18 protein-coding genes are annotated in these 20,707 nt (G+C 66.8%); 3 read left to right on the top strand and 15 right to left on the bottom strand.

Annotation, left to right across the window (positions count from 1 at the left end; all coding sequences use genetic code 11):
* Positions 1-13 precede the first annotated feature (13 nt).
* The 3 genes from tsf to dnaE all read right to left on the bottom strand — a co-directional run bounded on the left by tsf (position 14) and on the right by dnaE (position 5,664).
* Positions 14-940 (bottom strand): translation elongation factor Ts, encoded by a 927-nt coding sequence (gene tsf, locus G539_RS0100465; protein WP_029073471.1) that lies wholly within the window; start codon positions 938-940, stop codon positions 14-16.
* 108 nt (positions 941-1,048) lie between these two features.
* Positions 1,049-1,831, bottom strand: coding sequence for a 30S ribosomal protein S2 (gene rpsB / locus G539_RS0100460; protein ID WP_029073470.1), 783 nt, complete (start codon positions 1,829-1,831; stop codon positions 1,049-1,051).
* A 362-nt stretch (positions 1,832-2,193) separates the two neighbouring features.
* Positions 2,194-5,664, bottom strand: a complete 3,471-nt coding sequence (dnaE, locus tag G539_RS0100455) for a DNA polymerase III subunit alpha (RefSeq protein ID WP_029073469.1) — start codon at positions 5,662-5,664, stop codon at positions 2,194-2,196.
* 513 nt (positions 5,665-6,177) lie between these two features.
* Here dnaE and G539_RS0100445 point away from each other — a divergent pair.
* Both G539_RS0100445 and G539_RS0100440 read left to right on the top strand, forming a co-directional pair.
* Positions 6,178-6,738 (top strand): DUF1269 domain-containing protein, encoded by a 561-nt coding sequence (locus tag G539_RS0100445; protein ID WP_029073468.1) that lies wholly within the window; start codon positions 6,178-6,180, stop codon positions 6,736-6,738.
* A 35-nt stretch (positions 6,739-6,773) separates the two neighbouring features.
* Entirely contained in the window at positions 6,774-8,519 is a 1,746-nt protein-coding gene (locus G539_RS0100440; protein ID WP_029073467.1) for a metallophosphoesterase family protein, read from the top strand.
* A gap of 54 nt (positions 8,520-8,573) precedes the next feature.
* Here G539_RS0100440 and G539_RS0100435 read toward each other — a convergent pair whose 3' ends face one another.
* From G539_RS0100435 to G539_RS0100420, 4 genes are all read right to left on the bottom strand, one after another.
* The gene (locus G539_RS0100435) at positions 8,574-9,626 is read right to left on the bottom strand and encodes an AI-2E family transporter (protein WP_084639666.1); all 1,053 of its coding nucleotides are present in this window, start codon (positions 9,624-9,626) and stop codon (positions 8,574-8,576) included.
* A gap of 100 nt (positions 9,627-9,726) precedes the next feature.
* Positions 9,727-10,125 carry a response regulator transcription factor gene (locus G539_RS0100430; protein ID WP_035829765.1) on the bottom strand — a complete coding sequence of 133 codons (399 nt, stop codon included), beginning with the start codon at positions 10,123-10,125 and terminating at the stop codon, positions 9,727-9,729.
* 81 nt (positions 10,126-10,206) lie between these two features.
* Positions 10,207-10,839: a response regulator FixJ gene (gene fixJ, locus G539_RS0100425; protein WP_029073464.1), complete on the bottom strand. Its 633-nt coding sequence runs from the start codon at positions 10,837-10,839 to the stop codon at positions 10,207-10,209.
* A gap of 4 nt (positions 10,840-10,843) precedes the next feature.
* Entirely contained in the window at positions 10,844-12,355 is a 1,512-nt protein-coding gene (locus G539_RS0100420; RefSeq protein WP_029073463.1) for a PAS domain S-box protein, read from the bottom strand.
* 178 nt (positions 12,356-12,533) lie between these two features.
* On the opposite strand from G539_RS0100420, the gene G539_RS0100415 reads away from it, so the two are divergent.
* Positions 12,534-13,226, top strand: a complete 693-nt coding sequence (locus G539_RS0100415; RefSeq protein WP_245576772.1) for a helix-turn-helix domain-containing protein — start codon at positions 12,534-12,536, stop codon at positions 13,224-13,226.
* A 3-nt stretch (positions 13,227-13,229) separates the two neighbouring features.
* Here G539_RS0100415 and cysW read toward each other — a convergent pair whose 3' ends face one another.
* The 8 genes from cysW to mce all read right to left on the bottom strand — a co-directional run bounded on the left by cysW (position 13,230) and on the right by mce (position 20,701).
* Positions 13,230-14,078: a sulfate ABC transporter permease subunit CysW gene (gene cysW / locus G539_RS0100410; protein WP_029073461.1), complete on the bottom strand. Its 849-nt coding sequence runs from the start codon at positions 14,076-14,078 to the stop codon at positions 13,230-13,232.
* Complete coding sequence (gene cysT, locus G539_RS0100405; RefSeq protein ID WP_029073460.1) at positions 14,075-14,899, bottom strand: sulfate ABC transporter permease subunit CysT; 825 nt, start codon at positions 14,897-14,899, stop codon at positions 14,075-14,077. The genes cysW and cysT overlap by 4 nt, the downstream gene beginning before the upstream one ends.
* Positions 14,900-14,961: 62 nt before the next feature.
* The gene (gene cysP, locus G539_RS0100400; protein ID WP_029073459.1) at positions 14,962-15,966 is read right to left on the bottom strand and encodes a thiosulfate ABC transporter substrate-binding protein CysP; all 1,005 of its coding nucleotides are present in this window, start codon (positions 15,964-15,966) and stop codon (positions 14,962-14,964) included.
* Positions 15,967-16,133: 167 nt separating this feature from the next.
* Positions 16,134-16,862, bottom strand: coding sequence for an ABC transporter ATP-binding protein (locus G539_RS0100395; protein ID WP_051230933.1), 729 nt, complete (start codon positions 16,860-16,862; stop codon positions 16,134-16,136).
* Positions 16,859-18,127 carry a lipoprotein-releasing ABC transporter permease subunit gene (locus tag G539_RS0100390; protein ID WP_029073457.1) on the bottom strand — a complete coding sequence of 423 codons (1,269 nt, stop codon included), beginning with the start codon at positions 18,125-18,127 and terminating at the stop codon, positions 16,859-16,861. Before G539_RS0100390 ends, G539_RS0100395 begins: the two co-directional genes overlap by 4 nt.
* Positions 18,128-18,155: 28 nt before the next feature.
* On the bottom strand, positions 18,156-19,478 hold the full coding sequence (gene proS, locus G539_RS0100385) for a proline--tRNA ligase (protein WP_029073456.1): 1,323 nt from the start codon (positions 19,476-19,478) through the stop codon (positions 18,156-18,158).
* A gap of 551 nt (positions 19,479-20,029) precedes the next feature.
* On the bottom strand, positions 20,030-20,290 hold the full coding sequence (locus G539_RS0100380; protein ID WP_029073455.1) for a DUF1467 family protein: 261 nt from the start codon (positions 20,288-20,290) through the stop codon (positions 20,030-20,032).
* 6 nt (positions 20,291-20,296) lie between these two features.
* Positions 20,297-20,701, bottom strand: coding sequence for a methylmalonyl-CoA epimerase (gene mce / locus G539_RS0100375; RefSeq protein WP_029073454.1), 405 nt, complete (start codon positions 20,699-20,701; stop codon positions 20,297-20,299).
* Between the last annotated feature and the right edge of the window lie 6 nt (positions 20,702-20,707).

Below are 20,707 nucleotides of genomic sequence, written 5' to 3'. Positions count from 1 at the left end.
CCGTGTTCCCCGGTTATTTCGTGCCAGCCGCGGCGGCAACCTCGGCCGCGAAATCGGACTCTTCCTTCTCGACGCCCTCGCCGAGGCGGAAGGTGACGAAGGTCTTCAGCTCGATCGGCGCGCCGACATCCGACTCGGCCGCCTTGAGGGCCTTCTCGACGGTCAGGTCGGGGTTGATCACGAAGGCCTGCGAGAGAAGCACGACTTCCTCGTAGAACTTGCGGACGCGGCCCTCGACCATCTTCTCGATGATCGCTTCCGGCTTGCCGGACTCGCGCGCCTGCTCGGCGTAGACGGCGCGCTCGCGCGCGACGACGTCGGCATCGAGCTCCTCGGGGCGAACCGACAGCGGGTTGGTCGCGGCGATGTGCATCGCGACCTGGCGGCCGAGCGCGAGCAGCTTGTCCTTGTCACCGGCCGACTCGAGGCCGACGAGCACGCCGATCTTGCCGAGGCCCGGCGCGACGGCCGAGTGGACGTAGCTGGCGACGATGCCGTCGTCGACGCTGACCGCAGCCGCGCGACGCAGGTTCATGTGCTCGCCGATCGTTGCGACGGCGGTGGTGATGGCCTGCTCGACGTTCTTGTCCGAGCCGTCGAAGGCGGCGCCGGCGACAGCCGCGACCGAGCCATCGGTGCCCAGAGCCGCCTCGGCGACCTTCTGGACCAGCTGCTGGAAATCGACGTTGCGGGCGACGAAATCGGTCTCGGAGTTGACTTCGACCGCAACCGCCTTGTTGCCCGACGACGCGACGCCGACCAGACCCTCGGCGGCGACGCGACCGGCCTTCTTGGCGGCCTTGGCCAGGCCCTTGGTGCGCAGCCAGTCGATCGCGGCTTCGATGTCGCCGTTGTTCTCCTGCAGCGCGGCCTTGCAGTCCATCATGCCCGCGCCGGTCTTCTCGCGCAGGTCCTTCACCATCGAAGCGGAAATGGTCATCGTCGGCCTCGTTTCATGTTGTGCTAACGAACAGCCGGGCAAAGGCGCCCGGCTGCGTTTGTTTCAGATCGTTCCACCGCCCGGCGCGCGGGCGACGGCGCGGACAGCTCAGGCAGCCGGGGCTTCCTCGCCGGCTTCCTCGGCCGGGATCGCGTCGTCATAGACGTCGTCCTGGGCGCCGAGGTCGACACCGGCCTGGCCCGAAGCGCGCAGGATGCCGTCGAGGGCGGCGCGGGCGACGAGGTCGCCATAGAGCGTCAGCGCGCGGCCGGCGTCATCGTTGCCGGGGATCGGGTAGGTGATGCCATCGGGATCGGAGTTCGAATCGATGATCGCCGCGACCGGGATGTTCAGACGACGGGCTTCCTGGATGGCCAGGGCTTCCTTGTTCGTGTCGATGACGAACAGGAGGTCCGGAATGCCGCCCATGTCCTTGATGCCGCCGAGGGCGTTCTCGAGCTTGTCGCGCTCGCGCGACAGCGTCAGACGCTCCTTCTTGGTCAGGCCCTGCACGTCGGAGCCGAGCAGCTCGTCGAGGTGGCGCAGACGCTGGATCGAGTTCGAGATGGTCTTCCAGTTGGTCAGCATGCCGCCGAGCCAGCGGGAGTTGACGTAGTACTGGGCGCAGCGCTTGGCAGCCGTCGCGACCGGCTCGGAAGCCTGGCGCTTGGTGCCGACGAAGAGCACGCGGCCGCCGCCGGCGACGGTGTCGCTGACAGCCTGCAGGGCGCGGTGCAGCATCGGCACGGTCTGGGCCAGGTCGATGATGTGGATGTTGTTGCGGACGCCATAGAGGTACGGCGCCATCTTCGGGTTCCAGCGATGCTTCTGGTGACCGAAATGCACGCCCGCCTCGAGCAGCTGGCGCATCGAATAATCCGGAAGAGCCATGGCCCTATCTCCTTTTACCGGTTTCTGCCTCCGTGGGGAAAGCCGCGATTGCGACACCGGTGGGTTCCGTCAGACGATTCACAAATCGCCGCCGGAGCCCGAGCCCCACGTGTGGAATGGGCGCCTTATAGGCGGGGAGAAGCGGAAGCGCAAGCGTTTCGCCGCACTGCATCAACACAAGTCGGCGATGGACGGGTGCGGGGCTCGCACCCTGCCCCGAGCTCCCCGTCATCCCGACCTCCGGGCCGGGATCCACTTCCGCCGGGTTGCATGCCGCGCGGCTCCCGAGCGCGTTTCGGCATGGATCCCTGCTTCCGCAGGGATGACGGCGGAGGGGCCCATCGGGCCCGGCGAAACGCCGCCTACACCAGCTCGACCTGCACGACGCCGTTCACCGCCCGAAGCGCGCTCGCGATCTGCGGCGACAGCTGGTAGCGGCCCGGCAGCTGCACCTCGACCTCGCGCTGGCCCTTGTCGAGCATCAGCACCAGGCTGACGTCGCCATCGCCCCTGCCCTTCGCCAGCTGCCGCTCGATGCTCGGCAGCGGCTCCTCGCCGCGCAGGAAGACGCGGAGCTGCTTGATGCCGGTCGTCATCTGGTCGAGCGGCTTCACCGTGACGATGCGCACGCCGATGCCCTCGGGCCGATCCTCGGCACCGACCTGGACGATCACCGAATTGCCCGGCTCGAGCCGGTCGCGGAACTCGTGCAGTGCCTCGGAAAACAGGATCGCCTCGAACTGGCCGGTCGAATCGGAGAACTGGACGATGCCCATGCGGTTGCCAGTGCGCGTCTTGCGCTCCTGGCGCGAGGTGACGGTGCCAGCGAGACGACCCGCCACGGCGCCGTGGCGCACGGCCTCGGAGAACTCGGCCCAGCTCTGCACGCGCATCCGCTTCAGGATCGGCGCATATTCGTCGAGCGGATGGGCGCTCAGGTAGAAGCCGACGACGGCATGCTCGCGCTGCAGCTGCTCGGACGGCATCCAGGGATCGACGTCGGGCAGGGTCAACGTCTCGCCCTGCCCGCTGCCGCCGCCGAGGCCGAAGAAGTCGTTCTGGCCGATCGCCGTGCCTTCGACGACGCGGTTGCCGATCGCCATGATGCGCTCGAGGCCGGCGATGACGCGGGCGCGGTTCGAATTCAGAGTGTCGAGCGCGCCGGCGCAGATCAGGCTCTCGAGCGTCCGCTTGTTCAGGATGCGCGGATTGATGCGCGACGCGAAATCGGAGAGGTCGCGGAAGGGCCGGCCCGCCCGGCTCTCGACCAGATGTTCCACCGCCTGGCTGCCGACGCCCTTCACGGCGGCGAGTGAATAGAGGATGCGCCCGTCCTCGACGTCGAAGACGGCGCCGGAGCGGTTGACCGAGGGCAGCTCGACGGTGATGCCGAGGCGCATCGCCTCGCGGCGGAAATCGTTCAGCTTGTCGGTATTGCCCATGTCGAGCGTCATCGACGCGGCGAGGAACTCGACCGGATAGTTCGCCTTCAGATAGGCGGTTTGGTAGGCGACGAGCGCATAGGCGGCCGCGTGGCTCTTGTTGAAGCCGTAGTCGGCGAACTTCGCCAGCATGTCGAAGATCGAGTTGGCGTGTTCCTTGGTCAGCCCCTGCTTGATGGCGCCGACGACGAAGCGGTCGCGCTGGGCGTCCATCTCCGCCTTGATCTTCTTGCCCATGGCGCGACGCAGCATGTCGGCTTCGCCGAGCGAATAGCCGGACAGGATCTGCGCGATCTGCATCACCTGTTCCTGGTAGATGACGACGCCGTGCGTCTCCTTGAGCACGACCTCGATCAGGGGGTGATAGTAGTCCGGCTCTTCCTCGCCATGCTTGCGGGCGTTGTAGGTCGGAATGTTGTCCATCGGGCCCGGGCGATAGAGCGCCACGAGCGCGATGATGTCCTCGAAGCGGTCCGGCCGCATGCCCATCAGGGCCTTGCGCATGCCCTGGCTTTCCAGCTGGAACACGCCGACCGTCTCGCCGCGCGTCAGCATGTCGTAGCTCGCCCGGTCGTCGAGCGGGATGGCGGCGAGATCGACCTCGATGCCGCGCTTGGCGATCAGCTTCACCGCCGTCGACAGCGTCGTCAGCGTCTTCAGGCCGAGGAAGTCGAACTTCACCAGGCCCGCGCTCTCCACCCACTTCATGTTGAACTGGGTGACCGGCATGGTGGAGCGCGGATCGCGATAGAGCGGCACCAGCTTGTCGAGCCGGCGGTCGCCGATCACGATGCCGGCGGCGTGGGTCGAGGCGTGGCGGTAGAGGCCCTCGAGCTTCTGCGCCATGCCGAGCAGTTGCGCGACCGTCGGATCCTCGTCGCGCGCCTCGCGCAGGCGGGGCTCGTCCTCGATCGCCTGCGCCAGCGTGACCGGATTGGCCGGATTCTGCGGCACCATCTTGCAGAGCCGGTCGACCTGGCCATAGGGCATCTGCAGCACGCGGCCGACGTCGCGCAGCACGGCGCGGGCCTGCAGCGTTCCAAACGTGATGATCTGCGCCACCTGGGCCGCGCCGTACTTGTTCTGGACGTAGTCGATGACCTCGCCGCGGCGGTCCTGGCAGAAGTCGATGTCGAAGTCCGGCATCGAGACGCGCTCGGGGTTGAGGAAGCGCTCGAAGAGCAGCGCGAAGCGCATCGGATCGAGGTCGGTGATGGTCAGCGCCCAGGCGACGAGCGAACCCGCGCCCGAACCACGGCCCGGACCGACCGGAATATCCTGCTGCTTCGCCCACTGGATGAAGTCGGCCACGATCAGGAAGTAGCCAGGGAACTTCATGCGCTCGATGATCGAGAGCTCGAATTCGAGCCGGTCCCAATAGTCCTTCTCGACGAGGCCCGGCGCCAGGCCGTGGAAGGCCAACCGCTTCTCGAGGCCGCGGGTCGCGTAGTCGCGCAGCGCCGCGACCTCGGCCTTCTCGGCAGCCTCCGGCTCGGCGTCGGCGCCGGCGAAACGCGGCAGGATCGGCTTGCGCTTCAACGGCCGGTAGGAACAGCGCAGCGCGATCTCGACCGAATTGTCGGTCGCCTCCGGCAGGTCGGCGAACAGCTCGACCATCTCGGCGCGCGACTTGAAATAATGTTCCGGCGTCAGGCGCCGGCGCTTGTCGTCGGCGACGACGGATCCCTCGGCGATCGCGACGAGCGCGTCATGCGCCTCGTAGTCGCCGCGCTTCGGGAAGAAGGCCTCGTTGGTCGCCACCAGCGGCAGACCATGCCGATAGGCCAAGTCGACCAGCTCGGGCTCGGCCCGCTGTTCCTCCACCAGGTGATGGCGCTGCAGCTCGATATAGAGGCGATTGTCGAAGAGCGCGGCCATGCGCTCCAGCCGCTGCTCGGCGAAGCCGCCCTGCCCGGCCCGGATCGCCTGGTCGAGCGGACCGGCGCCGCCGCCCGAGAGCACGATCAGGCCCTCGTGATTCTCGGAAATGTCGTCGAAGCGGATATGCGGCTTGTCGCCCGCATCCGTCTCCATGAAGGCCCGGGAAACCAGGCGGACCAGATTCCAGTAGCCCGCCTCGTTCGAGGCGATCATCACGAGATCGGAAAGGTTCTTCTGGCCGACGACCGGCCGGCGCGACGGCTCGAAGCCGTCGTCGAACAGCACGGAGAGCTGGCAGCCGACAATCGGCTGGATGCCGGTCTCGACCGTCTTCTCCGAGAACTCGAGCGCCCCGAACAGATTGCCCGTGTCCGTCAGCCCCAGCGCCGGCATCTTGTCCGCCGCCGCGAGCTTGATCAGCGACTTCAAGGGCAGAGCACCCTCGAGCAGCGAATAGGCGGAGTGGACCCTAAGGTGAACGAATCCGACGTTCCGGGCGATTTGACTCATCAGGCGATCCTCTTCCGCCCGATTTAGGGCGAGACCGCCCTGCCTGTCCATCGCCGGACCGCCTTTCCCCCGCTGAGAGCATCAGACGATCGCGACCAGCAGGTCCGACCACAGGCTGACCATCGCGATGAAGAGCATCAGGGCGCCGAGCGCGGCAGCGTCACGGATATAGGCGGTCATGGCTATCTCCTTTTCAGACTGTCGATATCGGCATTTGTTCATGTTTTGTTCTCGGCGTCAAGTCCCTCGGGAATCCGACCATTTTCTGGCGTCGGGCCCGTCGGTCCGGAAGCTGGAGATTCCGGGCCATGGGTCGCCATCGGCGGCCTGTTTCAACCACACGCTGTCGCGCTCGTGCGACACCAGTGCGCGGCGTATTCCGGTTTCACACGCTCGCAATCTTCGCGTGTCGCGATATGGTAGCCACGCCAGCCGGAACCGGCGCGTCGGCATCCATGACCGCCGGCGGGTCCGGCGGTGCGTGCAAATCGTCCCGAACGATGGAGTTGATCGATGAGCGACCTCGTATTCATTGCCTTCCCTTCCGAGCAGAAGGCCGAGGAGGTCCGGGACCGCGTCCTGGAAATGCAGAAGGAATATCTGATCGAGCTCGCCGACGCGGTCGTCGCGGTTCGTGACGACAAGGGCCGCATCAAGCTCAACCAGCTGGTGAACACGACGGCGGCCGGCGCCGTCTCCGGCGCCTTCTGGGGCACGCTGGTCGGCTTCATCTTCCTGATGCCGCTGGTCGGCACGGCGATCGGTGCCGCTTCCGGCGCGCTCGGCGGCAAGCTGACCGATGTCGGCATCAACGACCAGTTCATGAAGGACGCGGCCGAGGCGCTGGCGCCGGGCAATGCCGGCCTGTTCCTGCTGATCCGCAAGATGACCACCGACAAGGTGCTGGCGGACCTGCGCGGTGTCGGCGGCACGCTGATGCGCACCTCGCTGACCGACGATCAGGAGCAGGCGCTGCGCGCCGCGCTGGCCGACCAGTCGGGCTCGCCGGCATCGACGGCGCCGGCAGGCGATGCCGCGTCGCAGGCCCAGCCCGCCCCCGGCAGCACCAGCTAAGCCGCCCCAACGCCGCCCTTGCGCCGGAAATGCCCATGAAACTCCTCGTCGATCCCCGCAAGGGCGACATCGAAGACGACGCGTCAAGCACCAAGCAGCGGTCGCTCGTCGCGATCGCCGGCTCGTTGCTGGCCGAGATCAGTCCGATCAAGCTGATCATCGCCTGGACGCTGCTGATGGGCCTGCCGGCGCTGATCTTCGGACTGGCGCCGGTCTTCATCTCGATCTGGGTCCGGATCGCGTCGCGTCAGGCCGCGATCCTCTATAGCGGCATCGCGCCCGTCCTCTTCCTCGTCATCCTCGGCCTCGTCGCCTGGTTCGGCGGCAGGCGGGCCTTCCGGGCGCTGGAGAGCAGCTTCTGGTCGCTGAACGCCGTCGCCGTGCAGCCGCTCTACGCGCTCTGCCGCGAGTCGCTCCGCCACCTGACCGAGCACCGCATGCTCGCGAAGCTCAACGCCCGGCCGGAGCGGGTGGCCGCCGCCCGCGCGACCACCGCGGCGATCGCCGGCATCTTCGTCTGCGTGCTGGCGCTCGGCGTCGCGGCGCTGGTCTGGCCATCGACGCGCTGGATCGGCACGCTCGCCGACCTCGCCGATCCCCGCCGTCTCGTCGGCGTCGCGCTCGCCAATGCCGTCGTGCTGCTCGCGCTCTATCTGGCCGTCGCGGCGCTCGCCTGGGGCATCGCCGACGCCACCATGCCGCAGCCGCGCGGCTACACCGGCCTCCGCCCGGTGCCGCCTGGCAGGCCGCGCTATCGCGTCGTCCATCTCTCCGACATCCACACGGTCGGCGAGCGCTACGGTTTCCGGATCGAGAGCGGCCGCATCGGCCCGCGCGGCAATGTGAAATTCGCGGCGACGCTCGCCGAGATCGCCCGCCTCCACGCCGCCGAGCCGCTCGACGCGATCCTGATCACCGGCGACATGACCGACGCCGGCCTCGCCACCGAATGGGCCGAGTTCCTCGACGCGCTGGCGCCCTGGCCCGAGCTCGCGCCGCTGGTGACGCTGCTTCCCGGCAATCACGACGTGAATGTCGTCGACCGCACCAACCCGGCGCGGATGGACCTGCCGATGAGCCCCAACAAGCGCCTCCGGCAGCTGCGGACGCTGTCCGCCATGGCGGCGCTTCAGGGCGACCGCTACCGCGTCGTCGACCGCGACCGCCGCGAGCTGGGCCCCACCCTCGCCGCCGCGATGGATGCCCGCCGGGACGAGATCGAAACCTTCGCCGACCGCGGCACCCGCAGCGCCGGCACCGCCGTGTCGACACTCTGGGCGACCGCCTTCCCGCTGGTGCTGCCGCCGGCCACGCCGAACGGCATCGGCGTGCTCGTGCTCGACTCGAACGCCGACACCCATTTCTCCTTCACCAACGCCCTCGGCATGGTCTCGCTGGAACAGGCGCGCGCCATGGACGCCGCCAAGGCGCTCTATCCGGACGCCAGCTGGATCATCGCGCTACACCACCACGTGGTCGAATACCCGCAGCCCGCGAAGGCGCTGTCGGAGCGGATCGGCACGGCGCTCGTCAATGGCAGCTGGTTCATGCGCCGCCTCGCCCGCTTCGCCGGCCGCGCCGTGGTCATGCACGGTCATCGCCATGTCGACTGGATCGGCGAGAGTGGCGGGCTGCCGATCGTCTCGGCGCCCTCGCCCGTCATGGAGGGGACCAACGCCGCGCCGAGCTATTTCTACGTGCATACGCTGCACGTCGACGGCGGGATCCTGACACTGGCGACGCCGGAGCGGATCGACGTCGCCGCCACGGAGCCGGCCTGACGCGCGAGGGGTGACGCGACGCTAACGAGAGGTTACCGCGTCAACCCGGGCCACTCAGCCCTTCTCGGCCTCGGGCCCGACACCGAGAACGTCGGCGATCCAGCGGCTCGACTCGTGATGCGAGCAGATGGTGACGATGGCGATGACGATCGGCACGCCGATGAACGCGCCGGCGATCCCCCACAGGAACGTGCCGAAGAAGACCGCGAACAGCACCATGACCGGCGAAAGCGACAGCGCGTTGCCGGCGATGCGCGGCTCCAGATAGCTGCCGACTAGGAACTGGATCAGGTTCAGGCAGACGAAGACGAGGATCGCCGCCTGCCAGGTCTCGAACTGGGCGATGGCGAACAGCGTCGGCAGAACCGTGGCAAACAGCGGCCCGATCACCGGGATGTAGTTGAGCGCGAAGGCGATGACGCCCCATTCGGCCGACAGGCTGAGGCCGGCGCCATAGGTCAGCCCCCAGACCAGCACGCCGGTCATGATGCTCATCAGCGTCCGCACCCACATGTAGCGGCGCAGCTTGGCGGCGGTCTCGCCGCTGCCGGTCAGGAACGCCTGGCCGACGCTGCCGGGCCGGAAGCGGGCGAGCTTGCGCCCCATGTCGCTGATCTCGAGCAGTCCGAGCATGACATAGATCAGCACCACCAGCAGGAAGGTCAGCGTCGTGTTGAGGCGGCCGCTCACATGCTGGACGATGCGGATCACCCAGCCGGCGTTGAAATGCTGCTCCCAGAGCCCGGAAACAACGATGCCCCTGCCCTCGAGCCAGGCGGCGAGTTCGCCATACATGGTCTGGAACCGGGCGGTGTCGCTCAACGCATAGCGGCCGACCCGGCTCAGGCTCCAGGCGAGCAGCGACGAGAACAGCACCATCACCACGATGGTGACGGTCAGGCTGAGGAGCAGCGCCACCAGCTGCGGCATGTATCGCTGCAGCCCCTTCTGGAACGGCCACAGCATGGCGATGATGAGCAAGGCGAAGGTCAGTGGCGCGAAGACGTTCTGCGCCCAGTACATGCCGACAATGACCAGGGTGACCGCGCAAATGCCGATCATGGTCGGAACCGGGCTGCGCCCGCGCTCACTCGTCGAATCGCTCATCGGACTGCTCGGCCTCTTCACAACGCATGGAAACAGCGTCGTAGCACGCGCAACCCGATTCGGATGTGTCAGGACGCAGGAACGCAGCGGCTCAGTGCATCTATTCCGGACCGCGAGCCAGCGCCGCGCGGATCTGGTCGAGCAGGGCGGTGCCGAGAAGCGGCTTCTCGACCAGGGCGACCCCTGCTTCTTCGGCGCGCCGCGCCAGTCCCGGCGACGGGTTGGTGACGATCAGGATCGCCGGCGTCGTCGAGCCCGCCCGCTTCAAGGCCTCGATGAGCTCCATGCCGTTCATGCCCGGCAGATGATGCTCGACGACCAGGCAAGCATCCGCGGCAGGTGCTCCAACGGCGGCGAGGAAATCCTCCGCGTCGGCCCAGGTCTCGACGCGGTAGCCGTCGATGTCGAGCGCGAACTGCAGCGAACGGCGAAGGGCGCCGTCGCCGTCGACGATGAAAATGGGCCCCAGGCCAGGATCGGATGCTGCGGAGACGGACATCGCTCGACGGATTCGCAATGGACTGCCCGCACTGTGGGCCAGCGGCATTTTGCCGGCATTGATCCAGCGCAAGGACAAGCGTCAGTCCGTCGTCGCTACCGACCCCGTCACGCCGACCACGAGCGCCATGCGAACCAGTTCCGACAGGCTGGCCGCCTCCATCTTGGTCATCACATGCGCGCGATAGATCTCGACCGTGCGCGGGCTGATGTCGAGTTCATGCGCGATGCGCTTGTTGGCATGGCCGGCGACGAGCCCCTCGAGCACCTGCTGCTCCCGATTGGAAAGCGTCGCGAGGCGCTGCCGGATGCCGGCCCGTTCCTGCCCCTCCTCGACCGCCTTGCCATGCCGCACCAGAGCCGACTTCACGGCCCGCAGCATGACCTCATCGTCGAAGGGCTTTTCCATGAAGTCGATGGCGCCGCTCTTCATCGCTTCGACGGCGAGCGCGATGTCGGCGTGCCCGGTGATGACGATCACCGGAAGCGTCACGCCGATCTCGCGCAACCGCTTCAGCAGCTCGATGCCGTTCATCTCCGGCATGCGGACATCGGTAACCACGCAACCGCCGGCGAGCCCCGGCGCCTCGGCCAGGAACGCCACGGCGGAGGCATGCGTGGCGACGGCTAGGTCGGCGCTCTCGAACAGGAAGGCGAGTGAATCCCGAACCGCGTCGTCATCGTCGATGACATGGACGATAGCTGGCTGGACCATGGCTTCAGCTGACACGCTCGGTCTCCTCGATGCGGGCGGCAGGCACGGTGAAGTTGAAGATCGTGCCGCCCCCCGGATTGGCCTCGGCCCAGATGCGGCCGCCATGCGCCTCGATGATCGTCCGGCAGATCGACAGGCCCACGCCCATGCCAGTCTGCTTCGTCGTCACGAAGGGCTGGAACAGCCGCGCCATCACGTCCGGTGCGATGCCCGTGCCCCTGTCCGAGACCTTGATGCGGATCATGTCGCGCGATTCGGGCTCGCTGGAAATCGTCAAATCCTTGCCGCCGCCCTCATCCATCGCATCAATGGCGTTGCGCATCAGATTGACCAGCACCTGCTGGATCTGGACACGGTCACCGAACAGGAGATCGGTCTCCGGATCGAGCTGGAAGCGGATACGGAGCCCCTTCTCCTTGGCGCCGACGAGCGCCAGCGCGCTCGCCTCCTCCAGCAGTCGCGCCAGGCTCTCCACTCGCTTCTCGGTTTCGCCCCGCGCCAGGAAATCGCGCAGGCGACGGATGATCTCGCCCGCCCGCAGCGCCTGCTCGGCCGCGCTGTCGAGCGCCGCCTTCACCTTCGGAATGTTGTCGGCGGAACCGGTCTCGAGCAATCGACGGGAGCCCCGCAGATAGTTGGCGACGGCCGAGAGCGGCTGGTTCAGCTCATGCGCCAGGGTCGACGCGATCTCGCCCATCGCGGTCACCCGCGAGATATGCACCAGCTCGGCCTGCAATTCCTGCAGCCGCGCCTCCGTCTCCTGCCGCTGCGACAGATCGCGGACGAAGCCGGTGAAATAACGCTGCTCGCCGGAGCGCATCTCGCCGACGGCGAGTTCCATCGGGAAGGTCGAGCCGTCCTTGCGCTCGCCGACGACGATGCGGCCGATGCCGATGATCCGGCGTTCGCCCGTCTGGCGATAGCGCGCCAGATAGCCGTCATGGTTCTCGCGGTAGGAGGACGGCATCAGCCGCTTGACGTTGTGCCCGACGATTTCCTCGGCCGCATAGCCGAACATGCGCTGCGCCGCGGCGCTGAACGACTGGACGCTGCCGGCCTCGTCGATCACGATCATCGCGTCCGGGATCGTGTCCAGGATCGAGCGCAGATGCGCCTCGCGATAGCTCAGGTCCAGGGCCGCCGTCGCAAGCTGGCGCCGCACCCTGAGCAGCCACTCCCCGAGCACGGCGAGGCTCGCCCCGATCACCGCAAACGCGGCGCCGCTCCAGAAACGGGGCGCATCGAGGCCACTGGCCCCGGCATAGATGAAAGAGCCCAACACGAGGCTGATCAGCGTCGCGATGAGGCCGGGCCAGAGCCCGCCGATGCCGGCGGCGACGATCAGCGCGGGGATATAAAGCAGGAAGGTCGCATGGGTCTGGAAGATCGGCTGCATCGACAGGAAGGATGCGAGGCCGATCAGGACCGCGACGAGGAACGAGGCAAACAGGACCCGGCGCGCGCCACCGTCCTGGCGGGACAGGAAATTCATGACCGGGCCGCCAGCCTCCAGCATCGTCCTCGTTCGGCTCCGGTCTCGATCATCGTGTCACGGCAAACCACCCAATTACCCCTCGTCTCCGGCCGACGCACCTCAGTGAAACCCCTTAGGTACATCATCTGAATTTCTTCGCGACCTGCCGCATCCTACTCGATGGACAACACCGATCGAATCCAAAGGTGACGAGATGCAGATGTCCGTGGCAACCGCGCGCAACTATGTTCCGGAATCGCCGCGCCGCACGGCGCAGGTCATTCCCGCGGCGCACCGCTTCGCGGCGCCGGACGTTAGCGGCCTCGCCGGCGTCGTGCTCCACTATGCCCGCGGCACCGAGATCGTCGCCGAGGAAGATCCGGCCGAGTACATCTATCAGGTCGTCGAGGGAACGGTGCGCAGCTGCAAGCTGCTCAGCGACGGCCGGCGGCAGATCGGCGCCTTCGCCATGGCGGGCGACTATTTCGGCCTCGAGGCCCGCGCCACCCACGGCTATGCCGCCGAGGCGATCACCGACGTCACGCTGCGCCTGATCAATCGCAATGCCGCCTTCACCGCCGCCGGCCAGGATCCGGCGATCGCCCGCACCCTGTGGGAAGTGACGGCAAAGGGCCTGGACGCCAGCCAGCGTCACGCGCTGCTTCTCGGCCGCAAGACGGCGCTCGAGAAGATCGGTTCCTTCCTGCAGGAGATGGCCGAACGGCAGGGCTGCGACGCCGAGGTCGAGCTGCCGATGTCGCGGCAGGACATCGCCGACTATCTCGGCCTGACGATCGAGACGGTGTCCCGCACCATGACCCAGCTCGAATCGGCCGGCACGATCTGCCTCGAGACGTCCCGCCACGTCTTGCTGCGCCGTCCCAGCGAACTCGCCCGCCTCAGCCTCTGCTGAGGCTCAGTGGCCGCGCCGCGCGCCGGCCTGCCCCGAGACGCGTTCCAGCAGCGTCTTCACCAGAAGCGTCACCAGGGCCACGACGGTCAGCACCGCCGCCGCGGCGAACGCGCCGGCGGCGTTGTAGTCGTGGTAGAGCAGCTCGACATGCAGCGGCAGCGTGTTGGTCTCGCCGCGGATATTCCCCGAGACGATCGAGACCGCACCGAACTCGCCCAGCACGCGTGCATTGCACAGCACCACGCCGTAAAGCAGGCCCCAGCGGATGTTGGGCAGCGTGACGCGGAAGAAGGTCTGCCACCCGTTCGCCCCCAGCGTCGCCGCGACCTCCTCGTCGCTGTTGCCCTGCAGCTGCATCAGCGGCAGCAGCTCGCGCGCGACGAAGGGCGCGGTCACGAAGGTGGTCGCCAGGATGATGCCCGGCAGGGCGAACATGATCTTGAGGTCGTGCGCCTCCAGGAACGGCCCGAACAGCCCCTGCCCGCCATAGACGAACAGATACGAGATACCGGCGACGATCGGCGAGACCGAGAACGGCAGCTCGACGATCGCGAGCAGCAGCTTGCGGCCGGGAAAGCGGAACTTGGCGATCGACCAGGCGGCCGCGATTCCGAACAGCGTGTTGATCGGCACGACGACGAGCGCCACGGTCACGCTCAGGAGGATCGCCGCCCGCGTATCCGGATGGGCGAGCGAGGCGAGCGCGTAGCCGAGCCCCTGCGACAGCGCCTGCACGAAGACGGCAAGCACCGGCGCGCCGATCACGATCGCCGTCACCAACAGCACGCTGCCGAGCAGCACATGGCGCGACCAGCCGGACGACGCGCCGCGAGGAAGACCCGCCGCGCTCATGGCGTCAGCTCGTGCCGGCGGGCATAGGCCTGCAGGGCGTTGGTGACGACGAGCAGCACGAAGGCGGTGCCGAGCATCACGGTCGCGATCGCGGCGGCGGCCGGATAGTCGTATTCCTCGATGCGGATGAAGGCGAGCAAGGCAGTGATCTCGGTCTGGTAGGGCTGGTTGCCGGCGATGAAGATGACGGCGCCGAACTCGCCCAGGCTGCGGGCGAAGGCCAGCGACACGCCGGCGAGCAGGGCCGGAACCAGGATCGGCAGCACGACGCGGAAGAACACCGTGACATTGCCGGCCCCGAGCGTCCGCGCCGCCTCCTCGATCTCGCCGTCGAGCTCCTCCAGCACGGGCTGCAGGGTGCGCACGACGAAGGGCAGGCTCGTAAAGGCCATGGCGAGCGCGATGCCGATCGGCGTGTAGGCGACCTTGATGCCGAGCACCGAGAGCGGCGCGCCGAACCAGCCATTGCTGGCGAAGATCGCCGTCAGCGCGATGCCGGCGACAGCGGTCGGCAGGGCAAACGGCAGGTCGACGATCGCGTCGAGCAGACGGCGCCCCGGAAAATCATAGCGGACCAGCACCCAGGCCAGGCCGAAGCCATAGACCGCGTTGAAGACCGTCGCGAGCGCAGCAGCGCCGAGCGTCAGCTTGTAGCTGGCGATCGCGCGTGGCGAGCTGACCACGGCCCAATACTCGGCCGGCCCCAGCCGCGCGCCCACCAGGATCAGCGTCGCCAGCGGCAGGCAGATGATGAGCGCCGCGTAGAGCAGCGTGACACCCAGCGAAAGGCGAAAGCCGGGTACGACCCGGCTCCGCTTCATGCCCGTATTCGGCTTGGCGCGCGGCACGGCCTCGACCGTAGCCGCGCTGAGATCGGCGGCGCTCACTGGCCTGCGAGCTGCTGATCGAGAAGACCGTCGGAACCGAAGTACTTCTTGTTCACGGCCGGCCAGCCGCCGAACTCCTCCTCGACGGTCACGAGACGAACCGGCTGGAACGAAGCGGCGAACTTCTCCGCCACCGCCTTGTCGCGGACGCGGTTGCCGAATTCGGCGAGGATCGTCTGCCCCTCGGGCGAATAGAGGAAGTTCAGGTAGTCGGTGGCGATCTCCTTCGAGCCGCGCTTGTCGGCGACCTTGTCGACGACCGCGACCGGGAAATCGGCGAGCAGGCTGACCGACGGCACGACGATGTCGAACTTGTCGGCGCCGAATTCCTTGCGGATGCCGAGCGTCTCGGTCTCGAAGGTGATCAGCACGTCGCCGAGCTCGCGCTCGACGAAGGTGGTGGTGGCGGCGCGGCCGCCGGTATCGAACACGGCGACGTTCGACAGGAACTTCTTCACAAAATCATTGGCCTTGGCCTCGTCGCCGCCAAAGGCCTCCTTGGCATAGGCGGTGGCGGCCAGATAGGTGTAGCGCGCATTGCCCGAGGTCTTCGGGTTCGGGAACACCAGCTTGACGTCGTCGCGGACGAGGTCGTTCCAGTCCTTGATGCCCTTCGGGTTGCCGGCGCGCACGAGGAAGACCGGCAGCGAGTAGAACGGCGACGCGTTGTCGGGGAACTTCGCCGTCCAGTCGGCCGCGACGAAGCCCTTGTCGGCGAGGACCTGGATGTCGGTCGCCTGGTTGAACGTCACGACGTCGGCCTCGAGGCCCTCGAGGATCGAGCGCGCCTGCTTCGACGAACCGGCATGCGACTGCTTGATCTCCAGCGTCTTGCCGGTTTCCTTGTTGTACTTGGCGCCATAGGCCTCGTTGACGGCGACGAAGAGCTCGCGTGCCACGTCATAGGAGGCATTGAGGATCGAACCGGGAGCCTCGGCATGGGCGGGGCCGGCGGCCAGCGCGAACAAAACCGCGGCCGTGACGAAGGGAAGGCGTCGCATCGTGCTTCCTTGCTCAGAATGGGCCGCCGATGGGCGCGCCGTTTCCTAGGGATGAGCAAAGCTAGCAAGGCAGACGGGGGTCTTCGAGAAACGACCGCCTCATTTCCGGCGTTTCACCGGATGGTCGTTCTAGGGAACGCCGTTTTCGGGCATGAAAAGCCCGGCCGCTAGAATTCGACGATCTTGCCAGCATCGAGTGTGATGCGGCGGTCCATGCGCTCGGCCAGTTCCATGTTGTGCGTGACGATCAGGGCGGCCAAGCCAGATGCCCTCACCAGTGCGTCGAGCGCGTCGAAGACGTAGTGCGACGTCTTCGGATCGAGATTGCCGGTCGGCTCGTCTGCGAGCAGGAGGCGCGGCGCATTGGCGACGGCGCGGGCGATCGCCACGCGCTGCTGCTCGCCGCCCGACAGCTCGGACGGCCGGTGTGCCTTGCGCGGTTCGAGCTTCATGTAGGCGAGCAGCTCTTCCGCCCGGCGCGCCGCTTCCTTGCGGTTCAGGCCGCGGATCAATTGCGGCATCATGACGTTCTCGAGCGCCGAGAACTCGGGCAGCAGGTGATGGAACTGGTAGACGAAGCCGATCTGCAGCCGCCGGATCGCCGTCCGCTCGGCGTCGCCGAGCTTGCCGGTCAACTGACCGCCGATCTCGACCTCGCCCCCGTCGGGCGCCTCGAGCAGGCCGGCCAGATGCAGCACGGTCGACTTGCCGGCGCCGGACGGCGCGACGAGCGCGACCGTCTCGCCCGGATAGACGGCAAGATTGGCGCCGGTCAGGATGCTGAGCCGCCCAGAGCCCTCCTTGTAGTGACGCTCGACGGCGAGCAGGCGCAGCGCGGGCGCGACGCTCTGCTGGACGGGATGACGCGGACGCTCCTGAGTCAAGGTTTCGCTCATTCGTATCGCAGGGCCTCGACCGGATCGAGCTTGGCCGCCCGCCACGCCGGATAGATCGTCGCGAGATAGCTGAGCACGAGCGCCATGATGACGATCGAGATCGTCTCGCCCGGGTTCATGTCGGCCGGCAGACGCGACAGGAAATAGAGCTCGGGCGAAAACACCTCGGTCCGCGTCAGCCAGGACACGAACTGACGGATCGATTCGATGTTCAGGCAGACGATGGTACCGAGCAGCACGCCGACGATTGTGCCGACCGTGCCGATGGCAGCGCCGGTGATGAAGAACACGCGCAGGATCGCGCCACGCGTCGCCCCCATGGTGCGCAGGATGGCGATGTCGTGGCTCTTGTCCTTCACCAGCATGGTGAGGCCCGAGATGATGTTCAGCGCCGCGACCAGAACGATCAGCGTCAGGATCATGAACATCATGTTGCGCTCGACTTCGAGCGCCGAGAAGAAGGTCATGTTGCGCTGGCGCCAATCGGTGAGCAGCACCGGCCGCCCGGCCGCCGTCTCGATCGGCTCCCGCAGCGCCCCCGTCTGGTCGGCATCGGCCAGGTAGACCTCAATGGCCGAGGCCTTGTCGTCCTGGTTGAAATAGGCCTGCGCCTCGGCGAACGGCATGAAGACGAAGGACGAGTCATATTCCGACATGCCGATCTCGAAGATCGCCACGACCGGATAGGCCTTGATGCGCGGGGTCATGCCCATTGGCGTGACGTTGCCGCGCGGCGAGACGAGCGTCAGCTTGTCGCCGATCGACACGCCCATGTTGGTCGCAAGCCGCGTTCCGATCGCGACGCCCTCGGCCTCGTCGAAATTCTCCAGCGTGCCGTGGCGGACATTATTCGAGATGCTCGGCAGGTTGGGCAGGTCCTCGGCGCGGACACCGCGAACGAGCGCGCCGGTCGAGTTGTTGGCCCCCGACGCGAGCACCTGGCCCTCGACGAGCGGGATCGCCGCCGTCACGCCCTTGACCATGGCGAGCCGCGTGGCGACGTCGGCGAAGTCGGTGAACGGCGTCTCGATCGGCTGCACGACGACATGGCCGTTGATGCCGAGGATCTTGTCGATCAGCTCGCCGCGGAAGCCGTTCATCACCGCCATGACGATGATGAGCGTCGCCACGCCCAGCATGATGCCGATGAAGGAGAAGATCGCGATGATCGAGATGAAGGTCTCGCGCCGGCGGGCGCGCAGATAGCGCCCCGCCAGCATCCACTCGAAAGTCGCAAAAGGTCTCGTGCCGGTCGGCTCAGCCATACCTGTCCCGATCGCGGCGCGCCGCGGGTTAAGAGCTGCCCAGTAGTTTAGCCACTGCCGCATCGAGGCTAACGGATTCGCGTTCGCCCGTCGCGCGCCGCTTGATTTCGACTTCGCCACGCTCAAGTCCCTTCGGACCGACGATCAGCTGCCAGGGCAGACCGATCAGGTCCATCGTCGCAAACTTCGCCCCTGCCCGGCCCTCGACGTCATCGTAGAGGACTTCGATTCCGGCATTCGTAAGGCGCTCGTACAGCCCCTCGCAGGCGAGATCGGTCGCCGCGTCGCCGGCCTTCAGGTTGATCAGGCCGACCTTGTAGGGGGCCACGCCCTCGGGCCAGATGATGCCGGCCTCGTCATGGCTGGCCTCGATGATCGCCGCCACGAGACGCGACACGCCGATGCCGTAGGAGCCCATGTGCACCGGATGCTCGACGCCGTCCGGACCGGTGACGGTCGCGCCCATCGGCTCCGAATACTTGGTGCCGAAATAGAAGACCTGGCCAACCTCGATGCCGCGCGCCTCGAGGCGGTTCTCTTCCGGCAGAGCCTCGAAAACGGCCTTGTCGTGCATTTCCTCGGTTGCGGCGTACTTCTCGGTCCAGGCCGCCACGATCGGCGTGAGATCGCCCTCGAAATCCGTGTCGGCACCGGGGATCGCAGTGTCGAGCGCGGCCTTGTCGAGGAAGACGGCGCTCTCGCCCGTCGAGGCGAGGACGATGAACTCATGCGTGGCATCGCCGCCGATCGGGCCGGAATCGGCGCGCATCGGGATCGCCTTGACGCCGAGCCGGTCGAAGGTGCGCAGATAGGCGACGAACATGCGGTTGTAGGCGCGGCGCGCCGCGGCCTCGTCGAGGTCGAAGGAATAGGCATCCTTCATCAGGAACTCGCGGCCGCGCATCACGCCGAAGCGCGGGCGCACCTCGTCGCGGAACTTCCACTGGATGTGGTAGAGGTTCAGCGGCAGCTCCTTGTAGGAGCGCACATAGCTGCGGAAGATGTCGGTGACCATCTCCTCGTTCGTCGGGCCGTAGAGCATGGCGCGCTCGTGGCGGTCCTCGATGCGCAGCATTTCCTTGCCGTAGTCGTCGTAGCGACCGCTCTCGCGCCAGAGATCGGCCGACTGCAGGGTCGGCATCAGGATCTCGATGGCGCCGGCGCGGTTCTGCTCCTCGCGGACGATGCGCTGGATGTTGGCCAGCACCCGCTGCCCCAGAGGAAGCCAGGAATAGATGCCCGCGCTCTGCTGGCGGATGAGGCCGGCGCGCAGCATCAGCCGGTGCGAAATGATTTCGGCTTCCTTCGGCGTCTCGCGGAGGATCGGCAGGAACGAGCGGGAAAGGCGCATCAGAAAAAGGCTCCAGGCGAGTCGGGTGGGCCGACATCAAGCCATAGACAGGTGAAAACACAAGTCCCCGGCGGCGGCGGCATTGTCGCGCCCTTCCGAGACGTCCTGATCAAGTCTTGGGCAAATCCCGACATGGACGAAGCCCCCGCTTCCGACGCATCAATCGATGCGGCAACGCGGCAAATCACGGACCAAGTTACTAAGGTCAGTCGTGCTGTCGCAAAAAAAATGTGCTGCCCATGCACAATTTGATGACAAGCCGATGGGCTTTGGATAACGTCGGGTCATAACAAAGGACCTCGCAGCAAAAGCGGGGCTCCAAACAAAGGCAACGCGGTCTAAGTCTTGGGAGGAAGTCCCCTTTGGCGCGCTGAAGAGCTGCTGCCGCCGAGTTCAAAAAAATGAGCTCGATCAAAGCCAATTGAGCGAAAAGCTCGGCTTGAGGGGTGGAACGCGAACTGAAAAAGGCAGGAACCGCAAGGTTTCCTGCCTTTTTTTATCGCCGGCGAGCCGGGGGGACGCGATCCACCCTCACCCGGCAGCTCATGCGGTCAGAGCGCGAAGCGCGCCAGCGCCTCGGCGGTCCAGCCCATCTTCACATAGCCGTACCAGATCCCGTAGACGATCACGGCGCTGATGATCGAGGTGATGATCATCTTGCGGACCAGGTTGAGATTGGCCGGCGCGCTCGCCGTGGTGCCGAGGACGACATTGCCCTCTTCCGCGTGGGTGCGGACGCCGAACGGCAGGACGACGAACAGGACCAGCCACCAGATGATGAAATAGACCGCCAGCATGCTGTAGATCGGCATGGTGTTTCAGGCCTCCTCGAGTTCGACCAGCGTGCCGCAGAAATCCTTCGGATGCAGGAACAGCACGGGTTTGCCATGGGCGCCGGTCTTCGGCTCACCGTCACCGAGCACACGGGCGCCCTCGGCCTTCAGCCGGTCGCGCGCGGCGATGATGTCCTCGACCTCATAGCACAGATGATGAATGCCGCCGTCCGGATTGCGCTCCAGGAAGCGGGCGATCGGCGAATCCGAGCCGAGCGGCGCCAGCAGCTCGATCTTGGTGTTCGGGAGTTCGACGAACACCGTCACCACGCCATGGTCGGGCAGGCTGAGCGGCGCCGAGACGCTCGCGCCGAGCGTCTCGCGATAGACCCGGGCCGCGGCGTCGAGATCGCGCACCGCGATGGCCACATGGTTCAGTCGTCCAATCATGCGCAA

The sequence above is a fragment of the Kaistia adipata DSM 17808 genome (assembly GCF_000423225.1).
Taxonomy (GTDB): domain Bacteria; phylum Pseudomonadota; class Alphaproteobacteria; order Rhizobiales; family Kaistiaceae; genus Kaistia; species Kaistia adipata.
This window is presented reverse-complemented; position numbering and strand designations above follow the sequence as displayed.

Coding starts and splice junctions, on each gene's coding strand:
- G539_RS0100380 (WP_029073455.1), bottom strand. CDS start 20,290: ATGCCGATCTACAGCATGCTGGCGGTCTATTTCATCATCTGGTGGCTG.
- G539_RS0100440 (WP_029073467.1), top strand. CDS start 6,774: ATGAAACTCCTCGTCGATCCCCGCAAGGGCGACATCGAAGACGACGCG.
- G539_RS0100430 (WP_035829765.1), bottom strand. CDS start 10,125: ATGTCCGTCTCCGCAGCATCCGATCCTGGCCTGGGGCCCATTTTCATC.
- G539_RS0100445 (WP_029073468.1), top strand. CDS start 6,178: ATGAGCGACCTCGTATTCATTGCCTTCCCTTCCGAGCAGAAGGCCGAG.
- tsf (WP_029073471.1), bottom strand. CDS start 940: ATGACCATTTCCGCTTCGATGGTGAAGGACCTGCGCGAGAAGACCGGC.
- mce (WP_029073454.1), bottom strand. CDS start 20,701: ATGATTGGACGACTGAACCATGTGGCCATCGCGGTGCGCGATCTCGAC.
- fixJ (WP_029073464.1), bottom strand. CDS start 10,839: ATGGTCCAGCCAGCTATCGTCCATGTCATCGACGATGACGACGCGGTT.
- G539_RS0100435 (WP_084639666.1), bottom strand. CDS start 9,626: ATGAGCGATTCGACGAGTGAGCGCGGGCGCAGCCCGGTTCCGACCATG.
- rpsB (WP_029073470.1), bottom strand. CDS start 1,831: ATGGCTCTTCCGGATTATTCGATGCGCCAGCTGCTCGAGGCGGGCGTG.
- cysP (WP_029073459.1), bottom strand. CDS start 15,966: ATGCGACGCCTTCCCTTCGTCACGGCCGCGGTTTTGTTCGCGCTGGCC.
- G539_RS0100420 (WP_029073463.1), bottom strand. CDS start 12,355: ATGCTGGAGGCTGGCGGCCCGGTCATGAATTTCCTGTCCCGCCAGGAC.
- G539_RS0100415 (WP_245576772.1), top strand. CDS start 12,534: ATGTCCGTGGCAACCGCGCGCAACTATGTTCCGGAATCGCCGCGCCGC.
- dnaE (WP_029073469.1), bottom strand. CDS start 5,664: ATGAGTCAAATCGCCCGGAACGTCGGATTCGTTCACCTTAGGGTCCAC.
- proS (WP_029073456.1), bottom strand. CDS start 19,478: ATGCGCCTTTCCCGCTCGTTCCTGCCGATCCTCCGCGAGACGCCGAAG.
- cysW (WP_029073461.1), bottom strand. CDS start 14,078: ATGAGCGCGGCGGGTCTTCCTCGCGGCGCGTCGTCCGGCTGGTCGCGC.
- cysT (WP_029073460.1), bottom strand. CDS start 14,899: ATGAAGCGGAGCCGGGTCGTACCCGGCTTTCGCCTTTCGCTGGGTGTC.
- G539_RS0100390 (WP_029073457.1), bottom strand. CDS start 18,127: ATGGCTGAGCCGACCGGCACGAGACCTTTTGCGACTTTCGAGTGGATG.
- G539_RS0100395 (WP_051230933.1), bottom strand. CDS start 16,862: ATGAGCGAAACCTTGACTCAGGAGCGTCCGCGTCATCCCGTCCAGCAG.